At 46.5% G+C, this 13,639-nt stretch carries 7 protein-coding genes; 1 reads left to right on the forward strand and 6 read right to left on the reverse strand.

Features of this window, described 5'->3' with window-relative positions:
• Positions 1-375: 375 nt before the first annotated feature.
• On the reverse strand, positions 376-2,151 hold the full coding sequence (gene rpsA / locus HMPREF0658_RS04250) for a 30S ribosomal protein S1 (protein WP_006948835.1): 1,776 nt from the start codon (positions 2,149-2,151) through the stop codon (positions 376-378).
• Positions 2,152-2,456: 305 nt separating this feature from the next.
• Here rpsA and HMPREF0658_RS04255 point away from each other — a divergent pair, with 305 nt between their 5' ends.
• The gene (locus tag HMPREF0658_RS04255; RefSeq protein WP_006948838.1) at positions 2,457-3,782 is read left to right on the forward strand and encodes a T9SS type A sorting domain-containing protein; all 1,326 of its coding nucleotides are present in this window, start codon (positions 2,457-2,459) and stop codon (positions 3,780-3,782) included.
• A 640-nt stretch (positions 3,783-4,422) separates the two neighbouring features.
• Here HMPREF0658_RS04255 and HMPREF0658_RS04260 read toward each other — a convergent pair.
• The 5 genes from HMPREF0658_RS04260 to HMPREF0658_RS11740 form a co-directional block, all read right to left on the reverse strand.
• Positions 4,423-5,286 (reverse strand): 4-hydroxy-3-methylbut-2-enyl diphosphate reductase, encoded by an 864-nt coding sequence (locus HMPREF0658_RS04260; RefSeq protein ID WP_006948843.1) that lies wholly within the window; start codon positions 5,284-5,286, stop codon positions 4,423-4,425.
• A 40-nt stretch (positions 5,287-5,326) separates the two neighbouring features.
• Complete coding sequence (gene meaB, locus HMPREF0658_RS04265; protein ID WP_006948845.1) at positions 5,327-6,436, reverse strand: methylmalonyl Co-A mutase-associated GTPase MeaB; 1,110 nt, start codon at positions 6,434-6,436, stop codon at positions 5,327-5,329.
• A gap of 63 nt (positions 6,437-6,499) precedes the next feature.
• A complete protein-coding gene (locus HMPREF0658_RS04270) occupies positions 6,500-7,570 on the reverse strand; it encodes a DUF1573 domain-containing protein (RefSeq protein WP_006948848.1) in 1,071 nt (356 codons plus the stop codon).
• A gap of 9 nt (positions 7,571-7,579) precedes the next feature.
• Positions 7,580-13,063 (reverse strand): alpha-2-macroglobulin family protein, encoded by a 5,484-nt coding sequence (locus HMPREF0658_RS04275; protein WP_006948850.1) that lies wholly within the window; start codon positions 13,061-13,063, stop codon positions 7,580-7,582.
• 389 nt (positions 13,064-13,452) lie between these two features.
• On the reverse strand, positions 13,453-13,639 hold a 187-nt coding region (locus HMPREF0658_RS11740; RefSeq protein ID WP_081439457.1), incomplete at its 5' end, for a hypothetical protein.

Below are 13,639 nucleotides of genomic sequence, written 5' to 3' on the forward strand. Positions count from 1 at the left end.
TCGGAGCCCTTTGTTTATAGGGGATGCGACACGCTTCGCGCGCGCGTATGAAAAAGCGTTTAAAGTATTATCTGATCGACGGTGCGAATGTGTGTGTGTGTATTACACTTTTTTCCGGTGTATGCAAATATAAAGCGTTAAAAGATGCAGAAAAATACACTTTTTTCTGTGTCTTCTCAATACCTTTATTTAATAAGGTAACTATGTTCTTGAATGATAGATTCAACACTTCAATTTCTTTTTACCGCGGCAAAGATACGGAAAGATGATGAAACGAACAAGAAAAAACCAAAAACTTTGCCACAGCATTATAAATATAGGGTCTGTCCTCGCCATGAGAACAGACCCTGCATATAGATAAAATGGATAGAAGAATTATTCTCCCTCTTCCATCTTGGCTTTCAGTTCGGCCAAGGCATCAATATCGCCAAGCGTCGTACCGGCAGCTACATTGTTGATAACAGGTGCATCTTCTTTCTTGCTACCACTATGCTTACGACCGGGCTTCTTCACATCATCCTTCACCTCCTCAAAGGTGCGGCTGTGGGAAAGAATGATACGCTTAGAATCTTTTACGAACTCTATCACCTTGAAAGGAAGCTCTTCGCCTTGCTGAGCCTGCGTTCCGTCTTCTTTCACCAGATGCTTGGGTGTGGCAAAACCTTCGCCTCCTTCATTCAGAGCGATAACTGCACCCTTATCCATCATTTCGATAATCTTGCCTACATGTACGGAGCCGGGGGTGTAAAGCGTCTCATAAGTGTCCCAAGGATTGTCTTCCAATTGCTTGTGACCGAGGCTGAGGCGACGGTTTTCTTTGTCAATCTCCAATACAATTACTTCCATGTCGGCACCAACATGAGTAAATTCAGAAGGATGTTTCACTTTCTTCGTCCAAGAGAGGTCACTGATGTGGATAAGACCATCTACACCTTCCTCTAACTCTACGAATATACCGAAGTTTGTAAAGTTGCAAACTTTGGCAACGTGTTTGCTTCCAATGGGATATTTTACCTCTATGGCCTCCCATGGGTCTTCCTTGAGTTGCTTGATGCCCAAAGACATCTTGCGCTCCTCGCGGTCGAGCGTAAGGATAACGGTCTCTACTTCATCGCCTACATGCAAGAAATCTTGAGCACTGCGCAAATGCTGGCTCCAGCTCATTTCAGACACGTGAATAAGACCTTCTACACCCGGAGCAACTTCTACAAAAGCACCATAGTCTGCAATCACAACCACCTTACCCTTGATATGGTCGCCCACTTTCAGATTCGGGTCGAGGGCATCCCATGGGTGAGGAGTAAGCTGCTTCAGACCTAATGCGATGCGCTTCTTCTCGTCGTCGAAGTCTAAAATGACTACATTTATCTTCTGATCCAGTTCTACCACTTCATGAGGATCGCTTACACGTCCCCAAGAGAGGTCGGTGATGTGGATCAATCCATCAACGCCACCGAGGTCAACGAACACGCCATAAGATGTAATATTCTTAACAGTACCCTCAAGAATCTGACCTTTCTCGAGCTTGCTGATAATCTCTTTCTTCTGTGCCTCCATCTCGGCCTCGATGAGTGCCTTATGGGAGACAACTATGTTACGGAACTCCTGATTGATTTTCACAACCTTAAATTCCATGGTTTTACCTACGAATACATCGTAATCGCGGATGGGATGCACATCAATCTGGCTACCGGGCAAGAATGCCTCGATACCGAATACATCCACAATCATACCACCCTTGGTACGACATTTAATGTAACCCTGAATCACTTCTTCGTTTTCGAGGGCTGCATTCACTCTATCCCAGCTCTTGCTGAGACGAGCTTTCCTGTGTGAAAGAATCAGTTGGCCTTTCTTGTCCTCCTGACTCTCAACGTAAACCTCAACTTTATCGCCAACCTTCAGGTCGGGATCATAGCGGAACTCGGAAGCGGGGATAACACCGTCGCTCTTATAACCGATATTTACAACTACCTCTTTCTTGTCCATAGAGATAACCGTTCCCTCTACAACTTGATGCTCAGACACGTTGTTAAGAGTTTCATCATAAGATTTTTCCAGCTCCTCTTTGCTGACGTTTACTTTACTTCCGTTTTCAAACTCGTCCCAATTGAAGTCTTCTAACGGTTGTACGTTTTTAAAGTTTGACATAAAAATTAATTAAAAGTTTAATAAAGTTAGACTTTATGTTTATTGAATAAATCGTCGCAAAGGTATAACAAATTATTGATATAGGGAGAATTACGAATGGTACCGGCACCTGTTTTATTGTTTTTTAACCATGCACACTCTTTTATACTCCCCGACTCCCAATGCACATATGAAGATTTACAAAAAGTGATGAGAATGCTTGATATTATGAATCCTTATTTCTATCTTTGCCCATCAATATAGAGAATGAACGCTCTATTATTGTTATAATAGTACTTTAATTATCAATCCTAAAAACCAAAGAAATGAAAAAATCATTTACACAAGTCATCAAAAATGCAAAACAATTGATTTGCACAGTTATCCTTACTACAACATTTCTAACTATCCACGGTGCTGCAATCGGGGCTTCCAACGTCATTAAGATGAAAACATCGCGCAGCCCTAAAGAACAGATTAAACTCGTAATAAATGGAAGTGGAGAGTACAAGGTAGAGGGAGCAAAACCGGCTACAATTGGCAATGGAGAAACGATGCTTACCTTAACGTCACAAAATGTGAACATAACGGGCGACATAACAAAATTCGACTGCTCGGATAATGACCTTAATTCGCTTGATGTGAGCGGATGTATCACGCTCACTGAACTACTATGCTACGAAAATTCCTTAACCGAACTTCTGCTTGACAAGAACAGTAATCTTGTGAATCTATCATGCGATTATAATTCTATTGAATCACTTGATTTAAGCCATAATCCTCTACTTAAAGATCTCCTGTGTCCGTACAATCGCATTAAGCATCTTGATTTAAGAAATAATAAACAACTCACCTCTCTCTATTGCCTCAGTAATCAGATTGAGGACATACAATTGGCTGATGAGAATGCCATTGAAGAAATTCTATGTAGCGGCAACGAGTTACACAGTCTGAATTTGCAAGGATGCAAGAACCTTCAATTGCTGGAATGCTACTACAACAATATAGAATCACTTAACCTTGCGGCGAATTCAAAACTCACCAAATTATCGGCTAAGAATAATCTGTTGAAGACATTAGACTTGTCAAATAACGTGAAACTTACCGTACTATCTTGTGCCAATAATGAGCTTACTTCCATCTCCCTTCCAGAAAACTCCACGGTACTGTCTGTAACCTGCTTTAATAACCAGCTAAAAGGCGACGCTATGAAAAACCTTATGAACGGTCTGCCCGATATAAATGGGAAAAGTATTACAGGTGAAGGCGGTGGAGAAATCATCATTGTCAATACATCTGTCGAGGAAAAGAATGTATGCTATAAAAGTGATGTGAAAATTGCTACTGACAAGGGATGGAAAGTAATGGACTTTAATGGTAACTATACCGAACGGCAAGCGTATGTTGGTGAAGATGACCCTGCCTCGGGCGTGAATGGCGTTAAGCAAGAGCCCATAAGGGTTTCGATTAGAAACGGAAAGATTGCGATTATCGGCAATTTCAAGTGTGCACAGCTTTACAATGCCAAGGGGCAACGGCTTCTTACCACAACCGACCATGAATTGGACACGGGTTGTTTGGCATCCGGTGCATATATACTGCAAATCGAGGGCAACAACCAAATGAAATCAATGAAGTTCCTCATCAAGTAAAACCACCTCACAACAAAATGAAAGATGCTGTATCACACGATTGTTATGATACAGCATCTTTGCTTTTATATATGTCCCTTTCATTTAAAACTCCGACCGATTGGGATTAAAAGATAATCGAACTGGCGTAATGTCCTTATCTCGAATTCGCATGCCCGCTTTTGGTTTGGCGTTTGCCCCAGCCGGGCATTTAGCTTTCCTTTTGGTTTGGCGTTTGCCCCAGCCGGGCATTTAACTTTCCTTTTGGTTTGGCGCTTGCCCCAGCCGGGCATTTAACTTTCCTTTTGGTTTGGCGTTTGCCCCGGCGGGGCATTTAACTTTCCTTTTGGTTTGGCGCTTGCCCCAGCCGGGCATTTAACTTTCCTTTTGGTTTGGCGCTTGCCCCAGCCGGGCATTTGACTTTCCTTTTGGTTTGACGTTTGCAACGCCGGTGCAAGCCTCCCGCCAGTTGTCGTGGCGTCCGACTAAGCGAAAAAAGTATCTACGTTAGGCTTGACAAATTATAGGAGGAGTTTTGCAGAGGTCTCAAGTCCGTATTTGTACCGCGTACAGATGGCGTTTGTACACAGCAAAGTCGGCAACCTTTCTTGACACACTCCCATCGGTCATGAGACAGCCCGCGCTGCTCTCTTATCTGAAATTATGCGCCGAGATGGGAAAGAATATAATCCCGACATTCTTCCATCAGCCACTTCGGGGTGCTGGTAGCGCCGCAGATGCCGACAGTCTGTGCCCCGTCGAACCATTCGAGTTCTATTTCTTTGGCATTTTCTATCAGATGAGCGTGCGGATTCACCTGCCGGCACTGTTGGAAGAGTACTTTCCCATTACTGCTCTTCTTACCGCATACAAAGAGTATCACATCATGCTTCGTGGCAAAGACGGCGATATTGGGCATACGGTTGGCCACTTGCCGGCAAATGGTATCGAAACTCTCAAAGGTAGCACCCTCGGCCATATGCTCTTGAATATAGGTGATGATGCGATGAAACTCATCGAGCGATTTCGTTGTTTGAGAATAAAGAAAGATGTCGCGGTCAAAGTCCAACTTCTTCACATCCTCAAAACTTTCTATTACAATTGCTCTGTTACGGGTTTGCCCGACAAGCCCTAACACCTCGGCATGCCCGTTCTTGCCGAATATAACGATTTGCGCCATAGGGTTGGCATCGAACTTTCGTTTGATTCGACGCTGCAACTGAAGCACTACGGGGCAAGTGGCATCGATAATTTCTATATTGTTTTGTTTGGCTATCTCGTAGGTTTCCGGTGGCTCGCCGTGCGCACGCAAGAGCACCTTCACGTGATGGAGACTCTTTAAATCGTCGCGATTGATGGTAATAAGGCCACGACGATTGAGACGATTTACTTCCATACCGTTGTGCACAATATCACCTAAACAGTATAGCTGCTCGCCTTTTTCCAATTCTTCTTCGGCTTTCTTAATCGCAGTTGTCACACCGAAACAAAAACCGCTGCCCTTGTCTATCTCGACTTGTATCATCTTGGGACGTATCGTTCTATCTATGAATAGGGTCTTCTGTCTATTCCGTCTCCTTTACAATGTGCTTGAAATAAAGTTCCAACAGATCCCCTGCTGCTTGGAAAGAGGTAGCCTCTCCCCTTAATACCGCCTGTTCAGCAGTTTTCAACTGCTTTTGAATGACGGTATTATTATAGAAGTTATTGCGCAGATGCTCATTGATACTCTCATACATCCAGTACTTGCTTTGTTCATTACGGCGGTAATCGAAGTAGCCGTTATCCTTTACAAAGTCGATATACTCGTAAATCATATTCCATACTTCCTTGATTCCTGTCCCGTAAAACCCGCTATAACAAAGCACCTTGGGTATCCATCCGCTTTCCGGTTCGGGGAAGAAATGAAGAGCATTGCGAAAACTCGTTGCTGCCAAACGGCATCTATCCACATTGTCTCCGTCGCACTTGTTGATGACAATGCCATCCGATATTTCCATGATGCCTCGCTTGATACCCTGCAATTCATCACCTGTGCCGGCAACTTGTATGAGCAAGAAGAAGTCTACCATGGAATGGCAAGCCGTTTCACTCTGTCCTACCCCGACGGTTTCTACGAAGATTTTGTCAAAACCTGCCGCCTCGCAAAGGATAATGGTCTCACGGGTCTTGCGTGCTACGCCACCCAATGAGCCTGCACTCGGGCTGGGACGGATAAATGACTCCTTACGTTGAGCAAGTTTCTCCATGCGCGTCTTATCGCCAAGAATACTTCCCTTGCTGCGCTCTGAGCTGGGGTCGATGGCTAAAACGGCGAGTTTACCCCCTGTGCGGTCTAACACGTGGCAGCCAAATTCATCAATCGACGTACTCTTACCGGCACCCGGCACTCCGCTGATGCCTATACGGATAGAATTCCCACTATAAGGCAGACACTTATTAATGACCTCCTGTGCCTTTGGCATGTGGGCAGAATTAACACTCTCTACCAAAGTCACGGCTTGGCTGAGCACGGTAATATCGCCTTTCACAATACCTTCCACCATCTCTGCCACCGTGAGTTCACGTCGCCGATAATGTCCTCGTTTCAGGTAAGGATTGACTATTTCAGGTTGCTTTACGCCTGAATTAACGGTTAAGCCTTCAAATTCAGCATTGTTTTCTGGATGTTCCATTATGTCTATGTGTATGATATTGTCCTCTCCGTAGTGTGTTGGTTGCCACAGGGAAGACGGTTGTTAGTTGATATTTACCCAAATCGTCACTTTCGGATGAGCAGGGTCATTCGTTATCATCAGTACCCTCGGCTTACTTCGGGCAGACTTAAGCTGCTTGGCATCCACGGATATTTTCAGTTCGGCACTCTCATCCGGCTCTATTCGTGCACGACTGAGAGAAACAGTCATACCGGTCGTAAACATTTGTATATTAGTGATGTCGAGACAACTCTTACCCGTATTGGTAATCATGATTTCACCTTTACCCTTGCCCTTACCCGACAGTCCGCCTAAATTCAGCGAATCGGAAGAGAGTTGTATCTTAGGAGGAAAGGCTCGCTGTGCCTCTGTCATATCGGTAAAAGAGGGTAATAATACTGTAGAGATTGAAATCTCTTTCGCCGAAGAAACCCTATCGCCGGGGTATTCCCCCAAATAAATGGAAGTCTGGGTCAGCCCCATGCTGTATAACAAATGGGAATCGAGGGTGATTCGAACCACACCTGCATGCCCGGGAGACAGCATGGAAGGCGACACCTCTGCCTTTATGTATTCGGGGAGGTGCATGGCGACAGGCTGCACGGTCTTCGATGAAGCATTCATGATATGAATTTCCTGCATCGGCATATCACCCTTGTTCACATTATCAAACTCGATGTTATTCATATCTGCTTTGATATTTCCCAACCGGAAAGGATAATCTCCCTCAAAAGCCGTTAGCTCTCCTACCACAATACCTTTGATGATGAGCTTCAACGGCTCGTCCGAGAGATTGTGATAAAGATATACAGCCTTCTCAAAACGTCCCATCTGCTTGGCATCATACGTCACATTGACAGTGAAATCATCATCGTCCCCAACAACAACCGGCGGGCATTCCACACTTACCGCACTGCTACTTGTTTCCGCACGGGTGAAATGCAGTTCACGGTACCATTTATTCTTTAGAGAGAACGATAGGGTGACGGGAGTTCGGTAGAGTACCTGCCCACAGTCGATAACATCGCTTTTTACGACAATCTTCTGTGCACTTACCGTCCATGCTATCAGCAACAAGAATAGCGAGAAAGTACTTCTTTTATCTAACTTCATCGTGATTCTTTATTTTACGTCGAGGGAGATGGCCGCCGCACGTCCGCCATATTCAGGAGCATAAGCGCAACGGATGGTACAGGTACCGGTAGAATAGTTGCCTACACGGTCTACATAATACTCCGTCTCAATACGGTATTCACCCTTGGGCAAGATATTGAAATAGTAGTTCGTAGACACATCTTTGGGCGAACAATAGTAACCGTTTCGATAACCGCTCAACTGCTCGACCGGCTCTAAACAGGCGGCGCGCTTGTCGATCAGCTGCACAAAGTCGTAGTCTCTGTCGGCCTTGATGGTGATTCGTACCTTTACGCGGTCACCCACTTTCAGTTTCCTGCCGCCATTCACGACCTCCCGTACGACGGTCAGCCCCGAAGAAGCATTGTCTATGTTCTTCACGTCTTGACGGTACTGGGCATAGACAGCTCCCCACGATGTGCCATCCGACTGCTTCTGTATAGAGAGCGTACGCATGTCAGCACCCGTTTCAGTGGTCTTCACATAACCTAAGCCGGCCGATGCCTTAGGCATTTCCATCTTCTTATCGTCTAATGAGAATACGGGAGCCTTACCTGCCGTAAGGACAGAAGTCCGACCATGGAGAAAAGCATACACGGCATTCACACTATTGATAGGCGTATCCCAGCTCTGTGTACGCTTCTCTTGCAAGAGCCATTTTTGCATTTCTTCTATGGTCTTCTTATCGTTGGGCGTGACAACTTTCAGGGCTTCTATGGCAGCTACCTGTGTCGGTATTCTGTAATCACACCACGAGTAGGCAGCTCTTCGTGTGTCGTAATAGCGTCCCATCTCCTCTTTATACACGGTAAATTCCTTAATACTGCGCACATATTCCTGTGCCAAGGTCTGTCGTCCCGTACCATTGAAGATAATGGAAAGTATTGCCTTATTGTAAATACTGGTCTTTCGACTTTGCTTCTCAAGGTGACGCAGCAAATAGTCACAGGCTCTCTTCACATCGGCGGGCAACTTTCTGCCGTCAAGTGTAGCCGTATAGAGGAAATCCACACACAGCCCATCAATATAAGGAACGATACCTTTTGCTTCTTCTCTCTTCATCCGTTCCACCTGCTGAATGATAGCCTTGCCCATATAAACAAAGCCTTTATCCAACAGGGTGGCCGTTTCGGGACGAACACCGGTCATCTTGTTGAGGCGTACCAATATATTCATCACCTCCATGGTTATATAGGGACTGCCCTCCATACCATTCCACCAGCAGAATGAGCCGTCTATTCCTTGCAGACCTTCTAAGCGCTGAATGGCAGACGAGAGGCGATGGTTGATGGTGTTTTCGTCGAAGAATGTCACGAGTTGCTGCTTATTAGCCGTCTCGTTATTGGCTACGTTCACCCACGGAGTCTCGTCTAAAAGCAGTTCTTTCAGCTCCTGATTCTTACTCAAATTGCTTACCAACGAGCTGTTTTCTCCCACTTCTCTACGCCATTGTTCGAGTGTTGCCTTGATTTGAGGCGAACTGTGGAGGATGTCGGAGGCAAGACTATGAGTATAATAAAGGGCAGCAAGGCTGATAGCGTTGTCGTCGTCTGCAGAAACGATGGAGGGCAACGCCTGTACCATCAACCATGAGGGGTTGTCCGTGTACTCCACGGTTAGCCGATTCGTCCGGTCGTTTACCGCAAACAGTTGCCGCAGGTCTATGTTCTTTGTACCGGCTGCATCCATGGTAAAGGGCAATGTGGTCGTTACCATCTCCTTATCGGGCAATACGGGCAGGTAGTGCTGTTCGCCGTCGGAATAGTCCTTACCTACAGCGGTGATGCGACAGATGAGCAACGGTTGCACACCATCGGGCTGATAATCGAACGATACGATACCGGTTTCTCCGGCTGCCACTTTGTATTTCACTGTCTTCTCATATACTTTCCGGTCGGTTTCGGGGTCAATCATTTCTATCTTGGCCTCGCCGCTTACGGCTGTTTCAGAGGTATTAAAGAGCCTTGCCACGATGTTGGCTTTATCTCCTGCACGAACAAAACGCGGGAGATTGGGCTGCACCATGACTGTTTTCTTGGCCACGACATCATCGGTGAGCATACCCGACTTCATCTCTGTATCGTGGGCAAGTCCCATGAAACGCCATGTGGTAATGCTTTCGGGTAAGGTGAATCGCAGTGCCACGCATCCATTAGTATCGGAAGTAAGGGTGGGATAAAAGAATGCGGTCTCGTTCAGATTCTCACGGAGTTGGGTCGTCTCCTTAGGCGAGACCTTCTCAGCTTCCACACTTTCCACATGGTCTCCTACCGCAGAATCAAAGACCTTTGCTTCTTCTACCACTTCCTTTTGTACATTGGCATCTTTACACATCATGACCGCGCGGGTCTTTACTTCCATTTCAGATGCAAAGTCATACGCACCGCCCCAATCGTAGCCTATGGGTAGCCATTCATCGCTTAATAGAGAGAAGTCCAACATATCCTCTGACAGCAGCGTGTAGGCAGCAGATGCATCAAGGTAAGTCTGCCCGAAGCTATTGAACGCCCAGTAAGTAGAGATATAAGGACGATACATATAAGGCGAGAAATACCAGTTATGACTTGTGATGGCGTCTAAGGCCTTGTCGTAAAGCACTGCCATGACACGAGCTACAGCCGGTCTCCCTTTCGTATCGGTAACAGATAATGTCCACTCTTCTTTCTGCCCGGGGGTGAGACGGTTGCGGAAGGTTGCCCACTTCAGATGGAGTTTTTTGTCGGGATAAGGTTTCATGATATGTACGGCATGTTCGTAGAAACGACCTTCTTTCACATGGGCGAATGTAACCAAGATGCCCGAACCATATTCTTCCTTATACCGATATTCCAGGGTTTTCACCTCGTTGGAAAGGTCTATCGTGCCATGTTTAAGTACCTTGTTTCCGGACAGGATACTATATAATATATGTGTATCGGTATCCGACGAACCCACTTGCACATAGACGGGCTTTCCGTCTTTAGGAAATGCACTTGCCGTCTGATAGAACCAATCGTGTGTCTTCACGACCGGCATTTTGTCGGAAAGACTGAACAACACTATTTCTCGCTCAATGGTGTCATTGTCGCATACGGCGATAAGTTTGTGGATTCCCGACTTCAACTGTGCCACGAGTTTCCGTATCGGAATCTCTTCATTGGCCGGTGCAGTGTACTTCTCGGGCATACCGGAAATAGAATAATTCACGGTTCCGGCTATATCTTGTCCGGCCATATTCTTGTAAGAGAACCGTATGGTTTTCAGACTGTCTTTTTCAGACTGCCGCGGCAAATCACAATAGAATGCCGTGGGGTATGTGCTCAAAGGCAGCTTCATCTCCGCACTGTGCGTCTCTCCACCTCGGTCGGTCACCATTGCGTTTACCCGTATTTCATAATAGGAACGGTGCTTGGTACCCGTATTCTTGGGCAAGACCATGGGGATAACGAGACGGAAGTCTCCGTTGGCATCGGTTTCTATGGTATCTGTCAGCAGGGTGGCATTGGCATCGCTCCTGTCATGATACCACCACCAATAGGCCTGATTCCGCACAACGGTATAGCTGACCTTGGCTCCCTGTACGGGCACACCGGTATACGTGGCAGCATGCGCCTTGACAATAAGGGTATCGCCATCGTGGTATTTTTGATTGACCTCCGGCATTTTCACCTCGAAGGTGGGACGTTTGTATTCGTCTACCGTAAAAGAGACGTTGCCTTGGCTCTCATCGTCGGAACTGACGGTGTAGTTTCCATTAAGGTGTCCTGTAGCAGGAAGCGTGAAATCGGCCGAGAAGCTACCGAATCTATCCGACGTTACTTGCCGCTGCTCTATGGTTTTTCTGTTGGCATCGTAGAGTGTGAGTTGCATCTCCCTTCCCGCTACGGCCTTGGTTTCCGTGCGGTTACGGGTAGTATAGACGATACCGCCTACATGTACGGTTTGCCCGGGACGATACACGGAACGGTCGGTATAGAGGTTGCTTTTGATGCGGTCTGCCCCTCCTTCCGAGGAATAGAAATGGCTGAGATTATAAGTGAGCCGACTAAAGCGGTCGTCGGTCGTATAGGCAAATGCCTTGTCGGGCTTTTCGCCTGTAAAACGGTAAAAGGCTTCTCCGTGGGCATCAGTAGTCAGGGTATGCGTTGTGGCCGGTTTCCCCCGATGTTCGTTCCACATCAGACGTATCTTTGCCTGTGGTTTCGGCTGCCCCGTAGTGGCACTCACTACGGCAAAACGAAACCGATTGTCGGGTAGTTGCTCTGCTAAAAGACATACGTCGCTCACGCGCAACAGCGAACGTTCCGTACCCATACTCCGGACATTGGTGCTGAACTCCAGCAGATAGACTCCCGCGGGAAGCCCTTCAATCTGCATGCTGTCGGTCGTTTCTTGGTAATCGGGCAACCCGATGAAACGACGTGTCTGCGTCTGTTGTTCCATCGGAGAGATGAATTTACGCAAGCGCGCCAACTCTTTTTCATCATTGATATTCCCTCGGTAATCGCCATCAATCGCAATACGCGACACACGCATGGTAATTTCCTGCACGTTGCGAACCTCGGAGAAGCGGATGCGGATGGGGCGATGAGGCAGGTTGACATCATGAATCACCGTGGCGGACATCTTTGGATTTGTAAGTGGCTTCTGCTTGTTGCGCAACACATTCATACGAGGCCATGCACCCCATCTGCTGAGGGCATAGTTGATATACTGCATCCGTTCCTCCACGGTCACGTCTTCTGCATTTTCCATCAGCTCATAGCGTTCGATGGCCAATTCGCCTGCTACGCGAAGGTCTTTATAAGTGTCGATCAACGAATCTATGGTAATCAGGTCTTCGGACTTCTTCAACAGGGGCACCTCTTCGGGGCGATTGGTCGTAAACATGAACAATGCACAGAGGCAAGCCGCAGGGCGATTGTCATGGGATAGATAATAGTCGTGCAACACCTTGTAGTTTCCCACCTCGAACCCGATGATACTGAGCATGTCGTTGTTGAAGATTTTGCTGTCGTAGCCTTCAAGGATAATGGGCGTATAAGCCGAAGAACGCGCCTTGGCCAGCAGGTCGGGATGAGACAGGGCTTGGCTTTCATAGGCTTGGCTTCGGGCTTCGCGGTCGTCGCCGAGCAGCGTATTTCTCTCATAAATCTTACTGAGCACGGTCTGATATACGGCTGCCAGCACCGGATTTGTCTCTCTTACGGCCTTTTCACGTTGCTCCATCTGCTCCACTTCCCTACGGAGCGAGTCGGGCGCAATCTCCACCTTAAGGCCTATCGTTCTTATCTCGGCAGCCAAAAGTTGCCCGAACATTTTCTCTGCTTTGGCCTTCACGGCAATACGCTTGAGAATAGCGAGCTGTGCCTGTGGCAAATCCTTGTCGGAAGCGTCCTCATACTGCTTCCATAACGAGGAATAAGTGTCGGCATACAAAGCCGCAGGTAACAACAAGCATACGGCAATCAATGAGATAAGAAACTTCTTCATAACAGTAATTGAATTGATACGATGTGAGCACAAAGATAGGAAAAACCCGCGAAAAGAACAAGAGAAAACGAGCATAAGTAACACAACTTCACATTTTCCAACTTCCACGGGAAAGAGTACAGTCGCGGTTTGTCCGTAGAAAGATTGCCGACTTTGCCACATACAAACCGTATCTGTACCACATACAAACGCCACCTGTACATGGTGCGAATGCCGACTTACGAATCATAACTTCCAGACCTCATTTTGTGCGAATCTCATTCTTTTTCCCTCCCGATGGTTATGAAGTTGTTACAAAAAGGGAACAGAAAGGAATAGACAGTAACCCCGTTTTTGATATGATGCAAACGTAAGGGGCAAAGTTTTTAGCTTTTTTCTTGTTCGTTTCATCATCTTTCCGTATCTTTGCCGCGGTAAAAAGAAGTTGAAGTGTTAAATCCATCATTCAAGAACATAGCTACCTTATTATATATAGGTATTGAGAAGACGCAGAAAAAAGTGTGTTCTTCTGCATCTTTTAACGCTTTATATTTGCATACACCGGAAAAAAGTGTAACACACACACACACACACACA

The organism is Hoylesella marshii DSM 16973 = JCM 13450 (genome assembly GCF_000146675.1).
Classification (GTDB): Bacteria; Bacteroidota; Bacteroidia; order Bacteroidales; family Bacteroidaceae; genus Prevotella; species Prevotella marshii.

Coding starts and splice junctions, on each gene's coding strand:
- meaB (WP_006948845.1), bottom strand. CDS start 6,436: ATGGAACATCCAGAAAACAATGCTGAATTTGAAGGCTTAACCGTTAAT.
- HMPREF0658_RS04260 (WP_006948843.1), bottom strand. CDS start 5,286: ATGATACAAGTCGAGATAGACAAGGGCAGCGGTTTTTGTTTCGGTGTG.
- HMPREF0658_RS04275 (WP_006948850.1), bottom strand. CDS start 13,063: ATGAAGAAGTTTCTTATCTCATTGATTGCCGTATGCTTGTTGTTACCT.
- HMPREF0658_RS04255 (WP_006948838.1), top strand. CDS start 2,457: ATGAAAAAATCATTTACACAAGTCATCAAAAATGCAAAACAATTGATT.
- rpsA (WP_006948835.1), bottom strand. CDS start 2,151: ATGTCAAACTTTAAAAACGTACAACCGTTAGAAGACTTCAATTGGGAC.
- HMPREF0658_RS04270 (WP_006948848.1), bottom strand. CDS start 7,570: ATGAAGTTAGATAAAAGAAGTACTTTCTCGCTATTCTTGTTGCTGATA.